General features: G+C 75.0%; 17 protein-coding genes. 11 read left to right on the forward strand and 6 right to left on the reverse strand.

The genetic code is table 11. The features are described from left to right. The first annotated feature begins 155 nt into the window (after positions 1-155). From lysX to C5N14_RS03650, 7 genes are all read left to right on the forward strand, one after another. The gene (gene lysX, locus C5N14_RS03620; RefSeq protein ID WP_117665541.1) at positions 156-3,476 is read left to right on the forward strand and encodes a bifunctional lysylphosphatidylglycerol synthetase/lysine--tRNA ligase LysX; all 3,321 of its coding nucleotides are present in this window, start codon (positions 156-158) and stop codon (positions 3,474-3,476) included. A gap of 67 nt (positions 3,477-3,543) precedes the next feature. Next, positions 3,544-4,248: a DUF998 domain-containing protein gene (locus C5N14_RS03625; RefSeq protein WP_117665441.1), complete on the forward strand. Its 705-nt coding sequence runs from the start codon at positions 3,544-3,546 to the stop codon at positions 4,246-4,248. Beyond that, positions 4,245-5,171: an alpha/beta fold hydrolase gene (locus C5N14_RS03630; RefSeq protein ID WP_117665443.1), complete on the forward strand. Its 927-nt coding sequence runs from the start codon at positions 4,245-4,247 to the stop codon at positions 5,169-5,171. Before C5N14_RS03625 ends, C5N14_RS03630 begins: the two co-directional genes overlap by 4 nt. Before the next feature lie 10 nt (positions 5,172-5,181). After that, positions 5,182-5,481, forward strand: a complete 300-nt coding sequence (locus tag C5N14_RS03635; RefSeq protein WP_243639115.1) for a DUF6412 domain-containing protein — start codon at positions 5,182-5,184, stop codon at positions 5,479-5,481. 168 nt (positions 5,482-5,649) lie between these two features. Continuing rightward, positions 5,650-6,396 (forward strand): membrane protein insertase YidC, encoded by a 747-nt coding sequence (locus C5N14_RS03640; protein ID WP_117665447.1) that lies wholly within the window; start codon positions 5,650-5,652, stop codon positions 6,394-6,396. A gap of 158 nt (positions 6,397-6,554) precedes the next feature. Further along, on the forward strand, positions 6,555-7,985 hold the full coding sequence (locus C5N14_RS03645; RefSeq protein WP_117665449.1) for a chitinase: 1,431 nt from the start codon (positions 6,555-6,557) through the stop codon (positions 7,983-7,985). Between the two features lie 156 nt (positions 7,986-8,141). Continuing rightward, complete coding sequence (locus tag C5N14_RS03650) at positions 8,142-9,704, forward strand: cellulose binding domain-containing protein (protein ID WP_117665451.1); 1,563 nt, start codon at positions 8,142-8,144, stop codon at positions 9,702-9,704. A 16-nt stretch (positions 9,705-9,720) separates the two neighbouring features. Here the strand turns inward: C5N14_RS03650 and C5N14_RS03655 are convergent, their stop codons facing one another. Continuing rightward, positions 9,721-10,392: a DedA family protein gene (locus C5N14_RS03655; RefSeq protein WP_117665453.1), complete on the reverse strand. Its 672-nt coding sequence runs from the start codon at positions 10,390-10,392 to the stop codon at positions 9,721-9,723. A gap of 95 nt (positions 10,393-10,487) precedes the next feature. Further along, complete coding sequence (locus tag C5N14_RS03660) at positions 10,488-11,102, reverse strand: DUF1349 domain-containing protein (RefSeq protein WP_117665543.1); 615 nt, start codon at positions 11,100-11,102, stop codon at positions 10,488-10,490. Between the two features lie 120 nt (positions 11,103-11,222). Between C5N14_RS03660 and C5N14_RS03665 the strand changes: the two genes are divergently transcribed. Next, positions 11,223-12,875 carry an alpha-amylase family protein gene (locus tag C5N14_RS03665; protein ID WP_117665455.1) on the forward strand — a complete coding sequence of 551 codons (1,653 nt, stop codon included), beginning with the start codon at positions 11,223-11,225 and terminating at the stop codon, positions 12,873-12,875. 53 nt (positions 12,876-12,928) lie between these two features. After that, the gene (gene fabG / locus C5N14_RS03670) at positions 12,929-13,687 is read left to right on the forward strand and encodes a 3-oxoacyl-ACP reductase FabG (RefSeq protein WP_117665457.1); all 759 of its coding nucleotides are present in this window, start codon (positions 12,929-12,931) and stop codon (positions 13,685-13,687) included. Positions 13,688-13,819: 132 nt separating this feature from the next. On the opposite strand, the gene C5N14_RS03675 is transcribed toward fabG, so the two are convergent. Together C5N14_RS03675 and C5N14_RS03680 are read right to left on the reverse strand one after the other, a co-directional pair. Beyond that, positions 13,820-14,236 carry a hypothetical protein gene (locus tag C5N14_RS03675; protein WP_117665459.1) on the reverse strand — a complete coding sequence of 139 codons (417 nt, stop codon included), beginning with the start codon at positions 14,234-14,236 and terminating at the stop codon, positions 13,820-13,822. Beyond that, positions 14,229-14,624, reverse strand: a complete 396-nt coding sequence (locus C5N14_RS03680) for a hypothetical protein (protein WP_117665545.1) — start codon at positions 14,622-14,624, stop codon at positions 14,229-14,231. Before C5N14_RS03680 ends, C5N14_RS03675 begins: the two co-directional genes overlap by 8 nt. Positions 14,625-14,843: 219 nt before the next feature. Here C5N14_RS03680 and C5N14_RS03685 point away from each other — a divergent pair, with 219 nt between their 5' ends. Next, a complete protein-coding gene (locus C5N14_RS03685) occupies positions 14,844-15,749 on the forward strand; it encodes a Gfo/Idh/MocA family protein (RefSeq protein ID WP_207892599.1) in 906 nt (301 codons plus the stop codon). A 175-nt stretch (positions 15,750-15,924) separates the two neighbouring features. Here the strand turns inward: C5N14_RS03685 and C5N14_RS03690 are convergent, their stop codons facing one another. Continuing rightward, a complete protein-coding gene (locus C5N14_RS03690) occupies positions 15,925-16,116 on the reverse strand; it encodes a DUF2795 domain-containing protein (protein WP_117665549.1) in 192 nt (63 codons plus the stop codon). Between the two features lie 96 nt (positions 16,117-16,212). On the opposite strand from C5N14_RS03690, the gene C5N14_RS03695 reads away from it, so the two are divergent. Beyond that, complete coding sequence (locus C5N14_RS03695; protein WP_117665461.1) at positions 16,213-17,469, forward strand: erythromycin esterase family protein; 1,257 nt, start codon at positions 16,213-16,215, stop codon at positions 17,467-17,469. A 58-nt stretch (positions 17,470-17,527) separates the two neighbouring features. Here C5N14_RS03695 and C5N14_RS03700 read toward each other — a convergent pair whose 3' ends face one another. Further along, the gene (locus C5N14_RS03700) at positions 17,528-19,729 is read right to left on the reverse strand and encodes an MMPL family transporter (RefSeq protein ID WP_117665463.1); all 2,202 of its coding nucleotides are present in this window, start codon (positions 19,727-19,729) and stop codon (positions 17,528-17,530) included. Positions 19,730-19,770 lie beyond the last annotated feature (41 nt).

Here is a 19,770-nt window from a genome sequence, read left to right on the forward strand (position 1 = left end):
CGCCGTGCCGCGACGTCGACCGGCCATTACCCACAGTGTCGGGGCGGGGAAACGCCGCCGCCCGCGTGTCGCCCGCCGCCGCGCCGTTCGCGTTACCGGGCCGGCGGAGCATTCCCCACCAGGTGCGGGAGCGCCGGCGGGACTACCATGGGGCGGTGACCGACGCCCGGCGGGTGCACCGGGACTGGCGCCGCCAGGTGCCCCGGGCCTTCGCCACCCTGCTCTGGGTGATCGCCACGGTCTGCGCGCTGGCTGCGGTGAGCAGCGCCGTCCGCTCCGACATTCAGCCGGTCCGCACCGCCGTCGACACGCTGCTGCTGCCCGCGCCGGCCAACCTGGCCTACGCGGTCTTCCTCGGCACCCTCGCCTCGGCGGTGCTGCGCCGCAAGCGGCTGGCGTACTGGGTGCTGGTCGTCTACTTCACCCTCAGCCTCGCCGTCGGCGTGCTGGCCGGCGGGCTGTTGCTGCTGGTCGGGGCGAACCGGCTCACCGACGACGCCGGCCGGCGGCTGTTCAGCGCCGTGGAGACCGTCGGCGTCTGGGTCGGCATCGGCTTCGCCGCCGGGGCGCTGGCCCTGCTGGTCGCCGCCCGCCGGGAGTTCTACGCCCGGGTGCGCAGCGGGAGCACGCGCCGCGCCCTGGCCGTGTTCTTCGGGCTGGCCGTCGCCTCGGTGGGGGTCGGCTACCTGCTGCTCACCGCCGTCCCCGGCAGCCTGCGTAGCTGGCTGGACCGGCTCGGGTACGCCATCGAGAAGGTCTTCGGCGGCGCGATCAGCCTGGACGTCACCCGGCAGGGGCAGGCCCCCGGCTGGGTGAACCTGCTGCTCGGCGGGTTGGGCGCGGTGGCCTTCGTGGCCGGCCTGTTCACCCTGTTGCGGTCGCAGCGCGCTGCCGCCGTGCTGCACGCCGACGAGGAGCAGCGGATCCGGGAGTTGCTGGCCCGGCACGGCGGGCGGGACTCGCTCGGCTACTTCGCCACCCGCCGGGACAAGGCGGCGGTCTTCTCGCCCAGCGGCAAGGCGGCCGTCACCTACCGGGTGGTCAACGGGGTCAGCCTGGCCAGCGGCGACCCGCTGGGCGACCCGGAGGCGTGGGGCCCGGCCATCGAGGCGTGGCTCGACCAGGCCCGCGCGTACGCCTGGACGCCGGCGGTGATGGGCGCGGGCGAGGCCGGCGCGCGGGCGTACCAGCGGCACGGGCTGAAGGTGCTGCACCTGGGCGACGAGGCGATCCTGCTGGCCCGCGAGTTCGACCTGGACGGGCGGGACATGCGCCCGGTCCGGCAGGCGGTGCACCGGGTGGAGCGGGCCGGTTACACCGCCCGGGTGCGCCGGCACGCCGAGATCCCCGCCGGTGAGCTGGCCGAGCTGGCCCGGCTCGCCACCGCCTGGCGGGACACCGACCACGAGCGCGGCTTCTCGATGGCGTTGGGCCGGCTCGGTGACCCGGCCGACGGCGACTGCGCGCTGGTCGAGGCGCGCGACGGCGACGGCCGGGTACGCGCCCTGCTGTCGCTGACCCCGTGGGGCGCCGACGGGCTCTCCCTGGACCTGATGCGCCGCGACCGCGTCGCCGAGAACGGGGTCACCGAGTTCCTGGTGGCGGCGCTGCTCGGGGCGGCGCCGAGGCTCGGCGTCGAGCGGGTCTCGCTCAACTTCGCGGTGTTCCGGTCGGTCTTCGAGCAGGGCGCCCGGATCGGGGCCGGCCCGGTGATCCGGCTCTGGCGGCACACCCTGCTGTTCTTCTCCCGCTGGTGGCAGTTGGAGTCGCTGTACCTGTCCAACGCCAAGTACCAGCCGCACTGGGCGCCCCGCTACCTCTGCTTCGCCGAGCGCCGGGAGCTGGCCCGGGTGGGGCTGGCGGCGGCCGTCGCCGAGGGCTTCGTCGCGCTGCCCGGCGGCCGGCCCGCCCCGCTGCACGGGGTGCCGCCAGCCGGTGGCGGGGTGGGCTTCGTGCCGCCGGAGGCGGGCGCGGTGCACGCGGTCGCTCCCGAGGCCGCCGGGGAGCACCGGCCGCAGCAGCGCTCCGAGCAGGTGCGGGTGCGGCTGGCGAAGCTGGACCGGCTGCGCGCGTCCGGGGTCGACCCGTACCCGGCGGGGTTCGCCCGCACCGACGACTGTGCGGCGGTGCGGGCCCGGCACGCCGGGCTGGCCCCGGACACCGGAACCGGGGAGACGGTGGCGGTGGCCGGGCGGGTGCTGCTGGTCCGCGACCACGGCGGCGTGCTGTTCGCCACGGTCCGGGACGGCAGCGGCGACCTGCAACTGCTGGTGGAGCGCGACCTGGGCCGGTGGCGGGCCGCCGTCGACATCGGCGACCACGTCGGCGCGACCGGCGAGGTGTACGCGACGCGGCGCGGCGAGGTGTCGGTCCGGGTCGCCGACTGGCGGCTCACCGCCAAGTGCCTGCGCCCGCTGCCGGACAAGCACCGGGGGCTGGCCGACCCGGAGGCCCGGGTCCGCCAACGGTACCTGGACCTGGCGGTCAACCCGGGCGCCCGGGAGCTGCTGCGGGCCCGGGGCGCGACGCTGGGCAGCCTGCGGCGGTCCCTGGTGGACCGGGGCTACCTGGAGGTGGAGACGCCGATCCTGCAACGGGTGCACGGCGGCGCGAACGCCCGCCCGTTCGTCACCCACAGCAACGCCTACGACCTGCGGCTGAGCCTGCGCATCGCCCCCGAGCTGTACCTCAAGCGGCTCGCCGTGGGCGGCGTCGAGCGGGTGTACGAGCTGGGCCGGGCGTTCCGCAACGAGGGCGTCGACGCCACCCACAACCCGGAGTTCACGGTGCTGGAGGCGTACCAGGCGTACGGCGACTACCACACCATGCGGGAGCTGGCCCGGGAGCTGATCGTCGCGGCGGCGGTGGCGGTGCACGGCGCGCCGACGGCCCGCCGGCCCGGCACCGGCGAGCCGGTCGACATCGGCGGCGGGTGGCCGGTGCGCACGGTCAACGAGGCGGTCTCCGCCGCGCTCGGCGAGGAGGTCACCGCCGACACCGGCGTGGCGGCCCTGCGCAAGCTCTGCGACGCCGCCGGCGTGCCGTACGACCCGGGGTGGGGGCGCGGCGCGGTGCTGCTGGAGCTGTACGAGCGGCTGGTCGAGGCGCGCACCGACGTGCCCACGTTCTACCTGGACTTCCCGACCGACGTCTCGCCGCTGACCCGGCAGCACCGGGACGACCCCCGGCTGGCCGAGCGGTGGGACCTGGTGGCGTTCGGGATGGAGCTGGGCACCGCGTACTCGGAGCTGGTCGACCCGACCGAGCAGCGGCGGCGGCTGACCGAGCAGTCGCTGCGGGCGGCCGGCGGCGACCCGGAGGCGATGGAACTGGACGAGGACTTCCTCACCGCCCTGGAGTACGCGATGCCGCCCACCGGGGGCCTCGGCCTCGGCGTGGACCGGCTGGTGATGCTGCTGACCGGGCGGTCGATCCGGGAGACGCTGCCCTTCCCGCTGGTCCGCGAGTCGTCGTGACGACGCCGGCCGGGGCGGGGACGCGGGGCGCGCGGATGCCGGCGCCGGGCGGGAAGCGCGGGGCGGCGTGAGGCCGGTCCGGGCCGGCCGCGCGTGGCCGGTGGCGGCGCTGGGGCTGGCCGCCGTGCTCTACGCGTCCTGGCTGCTGGGGCCGCTGCTCAACCCGGCGCTCGGCCCGCTCACCGGGTACGCCAGCGAGCTGGCCGCCCGCGACCAGCCGTACCACCTGGTCTTCGGCCTGGGTGACCTGTCCACCGGCCTGCTGGCCGCGGCCGCCGGGACGGCGCTGACGCGGCGCGCCCGGGGCTGGCCCCGGGCGGCCTGGGCGGGGGTGGCGCTGTTCGGGGCGGCGACCGCCCTGGACGGCGGCGTGGCGACGATGGACTGCTCCCCGTCGCGGGACGCCGCGTGCGCCCGGTTGGAGGAACTGGGCGAGGTGTCGCTGCGCCACCAGACGCACACGGTCACCTCGTCGGTGGCGGTGGCCGCCGCCCTGTTCTCCCTGCTGGCGTTCCTGGCGGCCACCCGGGGGGCGACCGGTTCCCGGCACCGGTGGGCGCTGCTGGTGGCCGGCGTGCTGCTGGTCGGGACGGCCGGCACCCTGGTCGAGGTGGCCCGCCCGGGTGAGCTGCTCGGTCTCTGGCAGCGGGTCCAACTCGCGGGCCTGTCCGGTTGGCTGCTGCTCGCCGCCGGGGCGGCCGTCCCCGGCCCGGGCGCCGTGACCGGCCGACCGGCCGGGCGCGACGGCGGCGACCCGGGGCGGGGCCGGTGACCGGCCGGCCCGGCGGGCCGGTCGGCGGCCCCGGGCGGACTCCGGCTCCCGGGGACCCGGTGCCCGGGCGGCTGCCGCCCGGGGTGCGGGTTGACGGCTCCGGCGAGCCGGCGGTGCTGCTCTGCGCCGGGATGGCCGAGGACTCCGGGGCCTGGGACCGGCTGGTGCCGCTGCTCGCCGGCCGGCACCGGGTGCTCCGGTTCGACCGGCCCGGCCTCGGCACGCTGCCGGCGGGGCGGTGCCCGCCGACCCTGGCCGGGGAGGTGGCCCGGATCGCGGCCGTGGTCGGGGCGGCCGGGCCGGGCCGGGTGGTGCTGGTGGCGCACTCGGCGGCGGCGTTGCCCGCCGAGGCGTACGCCCGGCTGCGTCCGGACCGGCTGGCCGGCCTGGTGCTGGTCGACCCGAGCGTGGCCGGCCCGCCCCCGGCCGGGCTCGCGGCGGTCGCCGCCGGGGCCGCCTGGCTGGCCGGCGTCGCCGGGCCGGGGCTCGCCGTGCTGCTGGACCGGACCGGGCTGGCCCGCCGGGTCGGCCCGTGGGGGTGGGAGCGGGCGGTACGCCGGCTGGCCGCCGCGCCCCCCGACCCGGCGTGGCGGGCCGCGGCCCGGCGCGCGTACGGCGACGGCGCGGTGCTGACCGCCGTGCTGGTCGAGTGGCTCGCGCACCCGGCGGTGGCCGCCGACCTGGTCGAGCTGCGCCGGCACGTCCCGCCGCCGGCCCTGCCGGTGCGGGTGCTGACCGCCCTCGGTGACCTGCCCGGCTCCCGCGCCCGGCGGGCCTGGCGGTCCGGGCACGCGGCGCTGGCCGCCGCCTTCCCGGCCGGGCGGCAGGTGGTGCTCCGCGACGCCCGGCACCTGCTGCACCGGGAGCTGCCCGGCGAGGTGGCCGTCGCGATCGTCGCCGTGACGGTGGACACCGGGCCCTAGGCTGACCGGCGTGGCGGGATTGCTGCTGACGGTGACGGGGCTGTGGGCGTACGCGCTCACCCACCTCACCGTGCTCGCGGACCGCCCGGCGGAGCTGATCGCCGGGGCGGCGGTGGCCGCCGCCGTGCTGCTCGCGGTGCTGCTGGCCGGTCGTCCCGGCGCGACCGCCGGCCCGCCGGCCCGGTCCGCGGGGCACGGTGCCGCCCTGCGCGCCCGCGCCCGCCGCCGGGGTATCCCCCGGCAGGTCGACCCGGACGCCGCCGGCCGCCCCCGGCCCCGCGCGCCGGGCCTGCGTCCCTCGGCCGGGTAGCGCTCCCCGGGCCACGCCGGCCCGCGCCGGCGTCGGTCGCCGGGGCGCGGCGGGCGGTCCATGCCCCGTCGCGTCGATGTCGCCGTCCGGCCGATTCCGCCGTCGTCGCCCCCGCCGCCCGCGCCCGGGCCCGGCCGGGGCATCCGGAATCGGACCGAGGGGTCACCCATGCTCGCCTTCGCACCGCTGCACGGCCCGGTCGGCGTCGCCGCCGCCGCCGTCACCTGGCTCGCCGACACGCTGCACCCGCTGGCCGGCGGGGCCGCCACGGCCGCCGCCATAGTCCTGTTCACCGTCGCCGTCCGCCTGCTGATCTCGCCGCTCACCCTGGCCCAGGTGCGCGGTGAGCGGCGCCGCGCGGCCCTCGCCCCGCAGGTCCGCGACCTGCAACGCCGGTACGCCGACGACCCGGCCCGGTTGCAGAGCGAGCTGTTCGGGCTCTACCGGTCGGCCGGGGCGAGCCCGGTCGCCGGCTGCCTGCCGGCCCTGCTCCAGGCCCCGTTCTTCCTGATCATGTACCGGCTGTTCAGCACCGACGAGGGCGGCACCGGGCTGCTCGACGAGCGGCTGGCCGGGGTGCCGCTGGGCTGGCACGTCTCCGACGGGCTCGGCGGGGCGGCCGGCCCGCTGTTCGGGGCGCTGCTCGCGGCGCTGCTGGCGCTGGCCTGGTGGTCGTCCCGGCGGGCGCGGCGTGCGGCGGCGGTCACCGGCACCGCCGCCGGTACGCCGACCGGGGCCCCGGGGGCGGCCACCCTGGCCCGGCTGATCCCGCTGCTGCCGTACCTGACCGTGCTGGCGGCGCTGGTGGTGCCGCTGGCGGCGGTGCTCTACCTGGTCACCACCACGGCGTGGACGGCGCTGGAGCAGGCGGCGCTGCGCCGCCCCCAACCGGTGCCCGCCGCCGACGCCCGCTGAGGGGGTGAGGAGGGGTCCCCGGTCGACGCCCCCGGTCGCGGAGGGGACCCCTCTCCCGCCATCTCGTCGTCATCCTCTGGACAGAAACAGTTAACAGTCCTAATAATAAGCGCCAACGTTGACGAATGTGGATGCCCGTCCCGGGCGTGGAGGGTTGCATGAAGCGTTCCCGATCACTTGTCCTGGCCCTGGCGACGGCGCTGGCCGCGACCGTCGGGGCGGCCTGGGTGGCGCTGCCGGCGTTCGCCGCCGGGGCCACCGCCGGCTTCGTGAAGACCTCCGACTGGGGGACCGGCTGGGAGGGGAAGTACACGATCACCAACGGCGGGGCCACCGCCATCTCCGGCTGGACCGTCACCTTCGACCTGCCCGCCGGCACCGCCGTCGGCAGCTACTGGGACGCGCTGCTGACCTCCTCCGGCCAGCGGTACACCTTCACGAACCGGTCCTGGAACGGCACCGTCGCCCCGGGCGCGTCGGTGTCGTTCGGCTTCCTCGCCACCGGCTCCGGCAGCCCGACCAACTGCCAGCTCAACGGCGCCTCCTGCGGCGGCGGCAGCACCCCGACGACCGCCCCGCCCACCACCGCCCCACCGACGACCGCCCCGCCGACCACTGCTCCGCCAACGACCACCCCGCCGACGACCACCCCGCCGACCACCCCGCCGCCGACCACCACCCCGCCCGGCGGCCTGCCGAGGCACCTGCTCACCGGCTACTGGCACAACTTCGACAATCCGGCGGTCGAGCTGCGGCTGCGCGACGTCCCCGCCGAGTACGACCTCGTCGCGGTCGCCTTCGGCGAGGCCACCACGACCCCCGGCGCGGTCACCTTCGGCATCGACCCCGGCCTGTCCGCCGCCCTCGGCGGCTACACCGACGCCGACTTCACCGCCGACCTGCGGACCCTGCACTCGCGCGGCAAGAAGGTCATCCTCTCGGTCGGCGGCGAGACCGGCCGGGTCGCGGTCAACGACGCCACCTCGGCCACCGCGTTCGCCGACACCACGTACGCGCTGATCCAGCGGTACGGCTTCGACGGCGTCGACATCGACCTAGAGAACGGGCTCAACCCGACGTACATGGCCCAGGCGCTGCGCGCCCTGCGGGCCAAGGTCGGGGCCGGCCTGATCATCGCGATGGCCCCGCAGACCATCGACATGCAGTCCCCGGCCGCCGGCTACTTCAAGCTCGCCCTGGACATCCGGGACATCCTCACCGTGGTCAACACCCAGTTCTACAACTCCGGGGCGATGCTCGGCTGCGACCAGAACGCCGCGTACGGCCAGGGCACGGTGAACTTCATCGTCGCGCTCGCCTGCATCCAGCTCGAAGCCGGGCTGCGCCCCGACCAGGTCGGGCTGGGCCTGCCCGCCGGCCCCGGCGCGGCCGGTGGCGGCATCGTCGCCCCGAGCGTGGTCAACGCCGCCCTCGACTGCCTGGCGAAGGGCACCAACTGCGGAAGCTTCCGGCCGCCGCGCACCTACCCGGGCATCCGGGGCGCGATGACCTGGTCGGTCAACTGGGACGTCAGCAACGGCAACGGCTTCGCCCGCACCGTCAAGCCGCACCTGGCCACCCTGCCCTGACCCGACCGCACCACCCGGCACCAGCACCAGCACACCCGGCACCAGCACCAGCCCGTACCAGCACCCCCGCACCACCGCCGGCCCGCCCCGCGCGGGCCGGCGGCCCCGCCCACCCCCTCGGGCGGTAACCCCCACCACCGGTCCCTGGAGGCCACCGTGAAACTCCGCTTCCCCCGCGCGGCGACGTTCGCCGCCGCGCTCGGCGCCGCCGTCGTGGCGGCCACCCTCGTGGCCCCGCCGGCCGCGTCGGCGGCCACCGCAGCCTTCGTCCGCACCTCAAGCTGGAGCAGCGGGTACGAGGCGAAGTTCACCGTCACCAACAACACCTCGGCCAGCATCGGCTCCTGGGACGTCCAGTTCGACCTGCCCGCCGGCAGTTCGCTCGGCACCTTCTGGGACGCCACGATGACCAGCGCCGGCCAGCACGTGACCGCCGTCAACAAGTCCTGGAACGGCGCGCTCGCCCCGGGCGCCAGCACGTCGTTCGGGTTCGTCGTCGCCGGCACCGGCGACCCGACCAACTGCACCGTCAACGGTGGCTCCTGCACCGGCGGCGGCAACCCGTCCGGCCCGGCCACCCCGGGCGGGCTGCGGGTCACCGGCACCACCGGCGCCTCGGTCTCGCTGGCCTGGAACGCCGTGTCCGGCACGGTCACCGGCTACCGGGTGTACGAGGGCGGCACCGTCAAGGCCACCGTCACCGGCACCTCGACGACGGTGTCCGGGCTGGCCGCCTGCTCCGCGCACAGCTACACCGTGGCGGCGTACAACTCCTCGGGCGAGTCGGCGAAGTCGCCGGCCGTCTCCGCCACCACCACCGGCTGCACCGGCGGCGGGAACGCCCCGATGGCCGCCGCCCCGTACCTCTACCCGGGCTGGGGCGATCCGCCCGCGCCCGCCACGGTGATGGGCGCGACCGGGATCAAGTGGTTCACCATCGCGTTCGTCCTCTCCGGTGGCGGCTGCACCCCGGCCTGGGACGGCAGCGGTCCGCTCACCGGCGGCGCGCACGCCAGCACCATCGCCGCGATCCGGGCCGCCGGGGGCGACGTCATCCCGTCCTTCGGCGGGTGGAGCGGCAACAAGCTCGGCCCGAACTGCTCGTCGGCCAGCGCCCTGGCCGGGGCGTACCAGCAGGTGATCAACGCGTACGGGCTGAAGGCGATCGACATCGACATCGAGAACAGCGACGAGTTCGAGAACGAGGCGGTGCAGGACCGGATCCTCGGCGCGCTGAAGATCGTCAAGCAGAACAACCCGGGGATCAAGACGATCGTCACCTTCGGCACCACGACCACCGGGCCGTCGTACTACGGCACCCGGCTGATCAACCAGGCCGCCGCGCTCGGGGCGAACATCGACACGTTCACGATCATGCCGTTCGACTTCGCCGGCGGCGCGAACATGTACCAGAGCACCGTCAACGCGGCCGAGGGGCTGAAGAACGCGCTGAAGAGCGCCTTCGGCTGGTCCGACGCCACCGCGTACACGCACATGGGCATCTCCGGCATGAACGGCCTGTCCGACCAGCAGGAGCTGACCACCCCGGCGACCTGGACGCAGATCCGCGACTGGGCGAAGGCCCGCGGGCTGTCCCGGTTCACCTTCTGGGCCGTCAACCGCGACCGCCCCTGCCCCGGTGGGGGAGTGGTGGCCAACTGCTCCGGCATCGCCCAGAACACCTGGGAGTTCACCAGCATCACCGCCCAGTACAGCTAGCCGGGCGGGCGCGCGGTCAGCGACCGGTGGTCACGGACTGCCGGTCGCGCCGCGCGCGGCGGCGGCGCACCCTCTTCACCGCCCAGCTCAGGATCATCGCCCCGAAGATCGCGAAGATCGCGTAGTTGAACCAACTGCTGTACCGGTCCACCTCCTCCCAGCGCGACCCGAGCGCGAAGCCGGCCCCGACGATCAGCGCGTTCCACACCCCGCTGCCCAGCGTGGTGAGCAGGAGGAACTCGCCCAACGGCATCCGGTTCGCCCCGGCGGGGACGGAGACCAGGCTGCGCACCACCGGCACCAGCCGGCCGATCAGCACGGCCCACCGGCCGTGCCGCTCGAACCACCGGTCGGCCTTCTCCAGGTCGTCCCGGTCGACCAGCGGGATGTGGTCCAGCCACCGCTTCAGCCGGTCCTCGCCGACGGCCGCGCCGAGCCAGTAGAGCACCAGCGCGCCGACCACCGAGCCGACCGTCGCGGCGACCACGATGAGCACGAGGTTGAACCGGCCCTCGGCCGCGAGGTAGCCGGCCATGGCCAGCACGATCTCGCTCGGGATCGGCGGGATGATGCTCTCCAGGGCGACCAGCGCGGCCACCCCCACCGCGCCGAGCGAGTCGATCACGCTGGCGACCCACCCGGTCAGCCCGGTGAACCGCGACGGATCGACGTTCTGGGCGAGGGCCATGGGTGTCCTTCCGCGGAGCCGCCGGGGGGATCAGAAGGTGGTACCCAGTCCGGCGGCGACCACACCTGCCCCTGACCGGACCCCGGGCCCCGCGGTCAGTCCTGCGGGTGCAGCGCCGCGTCCGCCGGGCCCTGCCGCCAGCCGAGGAACCGGACGGCCAGCCCGCCCCGGCTCGGCGAGCAGCAGAACGGCCCGGCCGACGCCTCGGCGGCCGGGGCGAGCGGGGCCAGCCGGACCAGCCGCCACGGCTCGTCGCCCGCCCGGGCCCGGACGGTCAGCGCGTCCCCGGCCCGGCTGACCCGGACCGTCACCTCCCGCCCGAACCACTCCGGCACCGGTGCGACCGACCAGTCGGAGACCTCGCGGGTGACCACCGCGCCGACCTGCGGCTGCCCGTCGCTGAACTCCACCCCGGCCTTGACCCAGTTCCGCTCGTCCACCCGGACCAGCACGCCGGCCTGGTCGAACTGCCCGGCGAAGTCGAGCCGGAAGGCGACCTCCACGGCGGTGCCGGCGGGCAGCGGGGCGAGCAGGGCCGGACCGTCGTCGTGCACGAATCCGTAGCTGGTGTGCCGCCAGAAGTCGCTGCCCTCGGCCGGCTCGACGACCAGCCCGCCGTCGGGGGTCGGTTCGGCCCGTACCGGCTGGTGCAGCCACCCGCCCTCGGCCCAGCCGACGTCCCGGTCCCCGGCATCCGATCCCACGCTCATGACCGGCACGCTACCGCCCGCCGGCCCGGCCCCGGTCCTCCCGGCCCCGGCCCCGGCCCCGGCCCGGCGCGGGCGGTGTTCGCGTTTGCCGGGAGCCGGAATCGGAGAAGGTACGCCGGCATGGGTGACAGGTGGTACTCGGAGGCGGTCGTCTACTGCCTCGACATCGACACGTACGCGGACTCCGACGGCGACGGGGTCGGCGACATCCGGGGCCTCATCGGCCGGCTCGACTACCTTGCCCGGCTGGGGGTGACCTGCCTGTGGCTGCACCCGATCCACCCGTCGCCGAACAGGGACGACGGCTACGACGTCACCGACTTCTACAACGTGGACCCCCGCTTCGGCACCCTCGGCGACTTCGCGGAGCTGCTGCACCAGGCGCAGAACCGGGGCATTCGGGTGATCATCGACCTGGTGGTCAACCACACCTCGGACGAGCACCCCTGGTTCCAGTCCGCCCGCTCCTCGCCCGACTCGCCGTACCGGGACTGGTTCGTCTGGTCCGACCACGAGCCGGACGACCGGCACCAGGGCATGGTCTTCCCGGGCGAGCAGAAGGAGACGTGGAGCTACGACCGGACCGCCAGGGCCTGGTACTACCACCGGTTCTACAAGTACCAACCGGACCTCAACTTCGCGAACCCGAAGGTGCGCGAGGAGGTCAAGAAGATCGTCTCGTTCTGGCTCCAGCTCGGCGTCTCCGGGTTCCGGATGGACGCCGTGCCGTTCATCATCGAGCTGACCGAGCCGGGCAACCCGAACTCGCCCAAGGACTTCGAGTTCCTCACCGAGCTGCGCCAGCACGTGCAGTGGCGCCGGGGGGACGCCGTCCTGCTCGCCGAGGCCAACGTGGAGCCCGACCAGCTTCCCGTCTTCTTCGGCGACGGCAGCGGCTCCGGCAACCGCATCCACATGCTGTTCGACTTCATGCTCAACGGCCGGCTCATGCTCGCCCTGGCCCGTCAGGACCCGGAGCCGGTGATCGAGGCGCTGCGGGACACCCCGGCCCTGCCCGCCGGCGGGCAGTGGGCCACCTTCCTGCGCAACCACGACGAGATCGACCTGTCCCGGCTCACCGCCGAGCAGCGCAACCAGGTGTACGCCGAGTTCGGCCCCGACGAGGGCATGCGCATCTACGACCGGGGCATCCGCCGCCGGCTCGCCCCGATGCTCGGCAACGACCGGCGGCGCGTCGAGCTGGCGTACGCGCTCCAGTTCTCGCTGCGCGGCACGCCGGTGCTGCGCTACGGCGAGGAGATCGGGATGGGCGAGGACCTCTCGCTGCCCGGCCGGGAGGCGATCCGTACCCCGATGCAGTGGTCGTACAAGCCGAACGCCGGCTTCTCCACGGCCGACCCGGAGAAGCTGGTCCGCCCGGTGATCGACTCCGGTGACTTCTCGTACGAGAAGGTCAACGTCACCGCCCAGCGCGGCGACCAGAAGTCGCTGCTGTCCTGGTTCGAGCGGATGATCCGGACGCTGCGCGAGGCGCCGGAGATCGGTTCCGGTTCGACCAGCCACATCGACGTGCCGACGCCGCCCGGGGTGCTCGCCCACCGCGCCGACGGCCCGACCGGGACGATGGTCTTCCTGCACAACCTCGGCACCGAGGACGTCGAGGTCGACCTCGGCACGCTCGCCGGCGAGGCGGACCTGCCGACGGACGTCCTCGCCGACCGCGGCTACGGCGAGGTGGGCAAGCTCGACTCGCTCAAGCTCGCCGGGTACGGCTACCGCTGGATCCGCCTCCGTCGCGGGGCCGCCTGGTGACCCCCGGGGTGGGTTAGGCTCCGGTGGTCGCCATAAGTTACCGGGAGGTAGGCATGTCCGAGGAGCAGCGGGTCGCGATCGTCACGGGGGCCGCGCGGGGGATCGGGGCGGCCACCGCCCGCCGGCTGGCCGCCGACGGTCTGGCGGTCGCCGTGGTCGACATCGAGGAGTCGGCCACCAAGGACACCGTGGACGCGATCGTGGCGGCCGGCGGCCGGGCCCTCGGCGTCGGCGCGGACGTCGCCGTCCGGGAGCAGGTCGAGGCGGCCGTCGAGCGAATCGCCGCCGAGCTGGGCGCGCCGACCGTGCTGGTCAACAACGCCGGGGTGCTCCGGGACAACCTGCTGTTCAAGATGACCGACGCCGACTGGGACACGGTCCTGGGCGTGCACCTGCGGGGCGCGTTCCTGTTCAGCCAGGCCGCGCAGAAGCACATGGTCGAGCGGAAGTGGGGTCGGATCGTCAACCTGTCCAGCACCTCCGCGCTGGGCAACCGGGGCCAGGCCAACTACGCGGCGGCGAAGGCGGGCATGCAGGGCTTCACCAAGACCCTCGCCATCGAGCTGGGGCCGTTCGGCGTCACCGTCAACGCGGTCGCGCCCGGGTTCATCGTCACCGACATGACCGCCGCGACCGCCGCCCGGATGAAGGTGGACTTCGAGGCGCTCCAGAAGCACGCCGAGTCGGAGATCCCGGTGCGCCGGGTGGGCCGCCCGGAGGACGTCGCGCACACCATCTCGTTCCTGGCCAGCGAGGGCGCATCCTTCGTCTCCGGCCAGGTCCTCTACGTGGCCGGCGGCCCCAGGGCCTGACCCCACCCCACCCCCGCCGCCCCCACCCCCGCCACTCCGCCCCGCACTTTCACGGAAAGTGTGGCTATTCGGCGTCCCATCCCCCCTCTTTCCGTGAAAGTGCGGGGACGCTCGGCTTGTGTGGGGGGAGTGTCAGGGGGCGGTGGGGCGGGTGCGCCAGAGCCAGAACAGGCCGAGCACCGGCAGCACCAGCGGGACGTAGCCGTACCCGCTGCCGAACTGCGACCAGACCGTCTCGTCCGGGAACAGGTCGGCGTCGACGAGGCTGAGCACCCCGACGCCGACCACCCCGACCAGCTCCACCGAACAGCAGGCCAGCGCGACCCGCCGGCCCGCGTGGCCGGCCCGGGCCAGCCCCACCGCGGCCACGATGTAGATCAGCGCGGCCAGGGCCGAGAGCAGGTACGCCACCGGCGCCTCGTCGAACCTCGTGGCGATCTGCAACCCCGCCCGGGAGGTCGCGGCGATGGCGAACAGCAGGTACACGGCGATCAGCAGCCGGCCCGGCCCGGAGTTCGTGGCCCGCCGTGAAACCTGGGTCTCAACCACCGAGCACCGCCCAGGTCTGTTGCAGCCGGACCACCACGATCGGGGTCACCAGGCAGATCGCGCAGATGATCGCCGACCCCCACCGGGTCGGCTCCATCCGGGCCAGCACCCAGGCCAGCGGCGGCAGGCAGACCAGCGTCACCAGGTACCCGAAGAACGCGCCGGGCTCGCCCGGCCGTTCGCCGCCGCCGAGCGCCACCAGCGCCGCGACCGCCAGCGCGAGCAGGCCCAGCTCCAGCACGGCCAGGCCGGCGAACTGCACCCGGTCCGGCGGCCGGTCGCGCACCGCCGCCACCAGCGCCCACACCGCGAGTACGAGCGACAGCACGATCGTCGCCGTCGCGAGGATTCCGTCCACCGGCGAGCCGGCCGCGGCTGCGCTGGTCATCGACGGCACCCCGTCGGAGTCTCGGTCACCGGGACAGCCTACTAACCCGTGTAGTACTGGCCCCCGGCCCGGTCCGCCGCCACGCCCACCGCCGCCACGCCTACCGCTGGTCCCGCCCGGGGCCGGTCCGGCCCCGTCGGCTGCGTCGGACCGGCCGGGCGACTAGCGTGGATCACGGCCGCGGGATCGCCGTGGCCAGCGACGACACCGGGAGTACACGTGCTGCGGTTCGGCTTGTTCGGCACCGGTCACTGGGCCGCGGAGACGCACGCGGCGGCGATCGGCGCGCACCCCCGCGCCGAGCTGGCCGGGGTCTGGGGCCGCAACCCCGACAAGGCGGCCGAGCTGGCGCGGCGGCACGGGGTGCCCGCCTTCACCGAGGTCGACGCCCTGGTCGACGCCTGCGACGCGGTCGCCGTGGCCCTGCCCCCGGACGTGCAGGCGGACATCGCCGTCCGGGCCGCCACGGCCGGCCGGCACCTGCTGCTGGACAAGCCGCTGGCGCTCACCCTCCCCGACGCCGACCGGGTGGTGGCCGCCGCCGGGCAGTCCGGCGTCGCCTCGGTGGTCTTCTTCACCCAGCGGTTCCACCCGAACATCACCGGTTTCCTCGCCTCGACGGCGGCGGCCGGCGGCTGGCAGCACGCCCGGGCGACGATGTTCGCCTCGATCTTCCAGCCCGGCAACCCGTACAGCGGGTCGCAGTGGCGGCGGGACCGGGGCGCGCTGTGGGACATCGGCCCGCACGCCCTGTCGATCATTCTGCCGGTGCTCGGCCGGGTCACCCGGGTCGCGGCGGCCGACGGCCCGAGCGGCCTGGTCCACCTGCTGCTCACCCACGACGGCGGACCGACCAGCACCGTGTCGCTGACCCTCGACGCGCCGACCGAGGCCGTCACCCGCGACTTCGTCTTCTTCGGGGAGAACGGCGTGCAGGCCGTCCCGCCCGGCGACGGCAACGCGCTGACCGCGCTCTCCACCGCGATCGACCAGCTCGTCGAGGAGATCGACGCCGGCACCCGGGACCACCGCTGCGACGTCCGGTTCGGCCGGGAGGTGGTGGCGGTCCTGGCCGCCGCCGAGACCGCCCGCGCCGAGGGCCGCACCGTCGCCCTCCCCGCCTGAGAAGAGCGTGGTGACACCTCGACGTGGTCTCCCGCACCCGCCGAGGTCATGATCAAGGTTGCCTCGATCGGGCTGACGGCGGCTCGCCACGCCGGCGGACATTGCGCCTCACAGGGCCCAGGGTCCACGGCAGGCCACGCGTGGGGGGAGCACCGCCGGGTGCCACGGCTCGGTCTCAGGCGAGACCGCTCAGCGCCTGGCTCAGCTCGGTGGGAGAGGTGAACTCCTCAACCGGCAGGGCGTGGAGCATCTGCAACACCTCCGTGCTGGCGCCGTTCTCCTGCCCCCAGCGGACCAGGTCCTCCCGGGAGACCGGGTAGTCGAGCCCGGTTAGGTACTCCTGCAACTCCACCCCACCGACCGTCATACCCCCGGCTACCCGCTGCCCCAAGAACCACACCACCCCTGGGCCGGGGGAGGGCGGTCGACGGTTTGGTGCGGCGGGGGCCGGGTAGCCGCGGACATGCTGGTACAGCGGCTCGGCGCGCCGAGCGACTTCGACCCGTTGCTGGAGCGGGTCCGGGACGCCCGGATCGTCATGATCGGCGAGGCGACGCACGGCACCCACGACTACTACCGGCTGCGCGAGCAGCTCACCCGGCGGCTCATCGCCGAGCGGGGCTTCTCCTTCGTCGCCGTGGAGGGGGACTGGCCGGACTGCGAGCGGGTGCACCGGTCGGTCACCGCCGCGCCGGGCGGCCTCGCCGACCCGCAGGCCGCCCTGGAGCGTTTCGAGCGCTGGCCGACCTGGATGTGGGCCAACGCCGAGGTGGCCCGGTTCTGCCGCTGGCTGCGGGCGTGGAACCTGGAGCGGCCGGTCCAGGATCGGGCCGGCTTCCACGGCCTGGACGTCTACAGCCTCTGGGAGTCCATGCAGGCGATCTTCGACTACCTGGGCGAGGAGGAGCCGGCCTCGCTGGAGGTCGCGCAGGAGGCGTACCGGTGCTTCGAGCCGTACGGGCGGCGGGTCGAGGAGTACGGCGCGGCCAGCCGATTCGTCTCGGCCCGCTGCGAGGAGGAGGTGGTCGAGCTGCTGGCGCGTACCCGGGAACGGGCCGCCTCGGACGGCCCGGACCGCTTCTCCGCCTGGCAGAACGCGGAGGTGGTGGCCGGCGCGGAGCGCTACTACCGGGCGATGGTGGCCGGCGGCCCGGAGTCGTGGAACGTGCGGGACATCCACATGGCGGACACCCTGGACCGGCTGCTGGACTTCTATGGCCCGGACGCCCGGGGCGTCGTGTGGGCGCACAACACCCACGTCGGCGACGCCCGGGCCACCGACATGGCCGCCGGCGGGCTGGTCAACATCGGCCAGCTCGCCCGGGAGCGGCACGGGGCGGACGACGTGGTGCTGGTCGGCTTCGGCAGCTACCGGGGGACGGCGGTGGCGGCTCCCCGGTGGGGGTCGCCCGCCGAGGCGATGGTGGTGCCGCCGGCCCGGCCCGGATCGGTCGAGCGGCGGCTGCACGAGCTGATGCCGGAGCGGGCGGTGCTGGTCTTCGGCGGCCCGGACCAGCCCGGCTGGGTCACCGCCGAGCACGACCACCGGGCGATCGGCGTGGTGTACGACCCGACCTTCGAGTCGTGGGGCAACTACGTGCCGACCCGGCTGGGCGAGCGCTACGACGCCTTCGTCTGGTGCGACGACACCACCGCGCTGCACCCGCTGCCCACGCTCACCGCGTTCGGCGAGATGGAGACGTACCCGGCGGGGGTCTGAGCGGACGGGCCCCGCCCCGCCGGGTGAGCGGCGGGACGGGGCCCCGGGGCCGGGCCGGTCAGGCGTCGGCCGGCACCTTCTCGGCGAGGTGGGCACGCAGCCCCTCGCCCTCGATGTCCACGTTGGGCAGCAGCCGGTCGAGCCAGCGGGGGATCCACCAGGCCGCCTTGCCGAGCAGCGACATCACCGCCGGGACGATGGTCATCCGGACCACGAAGGCGTCGATGGCCACGCCGATGGCCAGCGCGAAGCCCATCGACTTGATGATCGGGTCGTCCAGGAAGACGAAGCCGCCGAACACCGACATCATGATCAGTGCGGCGGCGGTGACCACCCGGGCGCCGTGCCCCATGCCGTTGATGGTGGCCTGCTGCGCCGTGTCGCCGTGCACGAAGTCCTCCCGCATCCGGGAGACCAGGAAGACCTCGTAGTCCATGGCGAGGCCGAACAGGATGCCGATGAGCAGGATCGGCAGGAAGCTGACCAGCGGGCCCGGGGTGTCCAGGCCGACCAGGTCGGCCAGGTGCCCCTGCTGGAAGATCGCGACGGTGATGCCGAACGTCGCGGCGACCGTGAGCAGGAAGCCCAGGGCGGCCTTGACCGGCACCAGGATCGACCGGAACACCAGCATCAGCAGCAGGATCGACAGGCCGACGACGAGCAGCAGGTAGACCGGCAGCGCGTCGGAGAGCTTCTCCGACACGTCGATGCCGATCGCGGTCGCGCCGGTCAGCAGCACGTCCGCGCCGGTGACGCCGGAGACCTGCCGGCGGATGTCGTGCACCAGGCTCTCGGTGGCCTCGTCGGTCGGGCCACCCTTGGGGATGACCCCGAGCAGCGCGGTGCGCCCCGTCGGGTCGGTCTGCGGCGGGGCCACCGCGAGCACCCCGTCCGCCTGCTGGACCTGCTGGGCGACCTGCTGGACGGCGGCCTCCGTGGCCTGCGGCGAGTCGGCCGTGACGAGCACCGCGAGCCGGCCGGTGAAGCCCGGGCCGAAGCCCTCCCGGACCAGTTCGTTGTTCACCCGGGCCGGTGAGCCGGCCGTGGCGGTGCTGGCGTCCGGCAGGGCCAGCCGCATGTCGGGGGCGGGCAGCGCGAGCAGGCCCAGGCCGACCAGGGCGGCCAGGATCACCGGTACGCGCAGCCGGGTGACCAGGCGTGCCCAGCGGAAGCCGAAGCCGGACCGGTCCTCGGCGGCCGGCTCGGGGGTCCCGGCGGGTCCGGCCCCGGCGGCGACCGCCGCGGCCTTGCGCAGCTTGCGGGGCAGCACCCGGCTGCCGGCGAAGCCGAGCAGGGCCGGGGCGAGGGTGATCGCGACCAGCACGGCGACGGTCACCGTGCCGGCGGCGGCCAGGCCCATCACGGTCAGGAACGGGATCTGCACCACCGCCAGGCCGGCCAGCGCGATGACCACCGTGGCGCCGGCGAAGACCACCGCCGAGCCGGCCGTGCCGACCGCCCGGCCGACGGCTTCCTCCGGGGACAGCCCTTCCAGCAGGTTCTGCCGGTGCCGGGAGGTGATGAACAGCGAGTAGTCGATGCCGACCGCCAGGCCGAGCATCAGGGCCAGGATCGGCGCGGTGCTGGTCAGCTCGATGGCGCCGCTGAGCGCGTACAGGCCGGCCATGCCGACGCCGACGCCGATCAGCGCGTTGAGCATGGTCATCCCGGCCGCGACCAGCGAGCCGAAGGTGATGACCAGGACGATCGCCGCCACCAGGACGCCCAGCGCCTCGGTCGAGCCGATCTCCGGCTCGCCGCCCAGCACCTCGCCGCCCGGGGCGACCTGCCAGCCCCGCGCCTCGGCCTGCGCGCCCACCGCCTCGTACGCGTCGCGCTGGGCGTCGGTGACGTCGTCCGCGCGGCCGGCGAACTGCACCTGGATCAGCGCGTACCGGCCGTTCGGGGAGATCGCCTGGGCCTGGTACGGGTCGACCGCGCCGACCACGCCGGGCAGGGTGGCCGCCTCCTGGGTCACCTGCTTGACCAGGGCCTGCCCCTCGGGCGTGGCGAGCTGGCCGTCCGCCGGAGCCTTCACGGCGATGGTGCCGGTGGCCCCGCTGGCGGCCGGGAAGCGTTCGGCGAGCAGGTCGAGCGCTTGCTGCGACTCGGTGCCGGGCATGCTGAAGTTGCTCGCCGTCGGGCCGCGCAGCGTCGCCGCGGCGAGGCCGAGGCCGACGAGCACGACGAGCCAGACGACGGCGACGAGCCGTCGGCGGCGCAGCGAGGCTCGGCCGAGCCGGTACAACAGGGTCGCCATCAGATCCTTGTCCTCGGTCGTTGGTGAACTGGACGGTGGTG

It is taken from the genome of Micromonospora sp. MW-13, assembly GCF_003434305.1.
GTDB lineage: Bacteria > Actinomycetota > Actinomycetes > Mycobacteriales > Micromonosporaceae > Micromonospora.

Bases quoted from the DNA above. Each gene is read 5' to 3' on its own strand.
- C5N14_RS03640 (WP_117665447.1), top strand. From the start codon at position 5,650: ATGCTCGCCTTCGCACCGCTGCACGGCCCGGTCGGCGTCGCCGCCGCC.
- C5N14_RS03645 (WP_117665449.1), top strand. From the start codon at position 6,555: ATGAAGCGTTCCCGATCACTTGTCCTGGCCCTGGCGACGGCGCTGGCC.
- C5N14_RS03655 (WP_117665453.1), bottom strand. From the start codon at position 10,392: ATGGCCCTCGCCCAGAACGTCGATCCGTCGCGGTTCACCGGGCTGACC.
- C5N14_RS03660 (WP_117665543.1), bottom strand. From the start codon at position 11,102: ATGAGCGTGGGATCGGATGCCGGGGACCGGGACGTCGGCTGGGCCGAG.
- C5N14_RS03665 (WP_117665455.1), top strand. From the start codon at position 11,223: ATGGGTGACAGGTGGTACTCGGAGGCGGTCGTCTACTGCCTCGACATC.
- fabG (WP_117665457.1), top strand. From the start codon at position 12,929: ATGTCCGAGGAGCAGCGGGTCGCGATCGTCACGGGGGCCGCGCGGGGG.
- C5N14_RS03680 (WP_117665545.1), bottom strand. From the start codon at position 14,624: ATGACCAGCGCAGCCGCGGCCGGCTCGCCGGTGGACGGAATCCTCGCG.
- C5N14_RS03690 (WP_117665549.1), bottom strand. From the start codon at position 16,116: ATGACGGTCGGTGGGGTGGAGTTGCAGGAGTACCTAACCGGGCTCGAC.
- C5N14_RS03695 (WP_117665461.1), top strand. From the start codon at position 16,213: ATGCTGGTACAGCGGCTCGGCGCGCCGAGCGACTTCGACCCGTTGCTG.
- C5N14_RS03700 (WP_117665463.1), bottom strand. From the start codon at position 19,729: ATGGCGACCCTGTTGTACCGGCTCGGCCGAGCCTCGCTGCGCCGCCGA.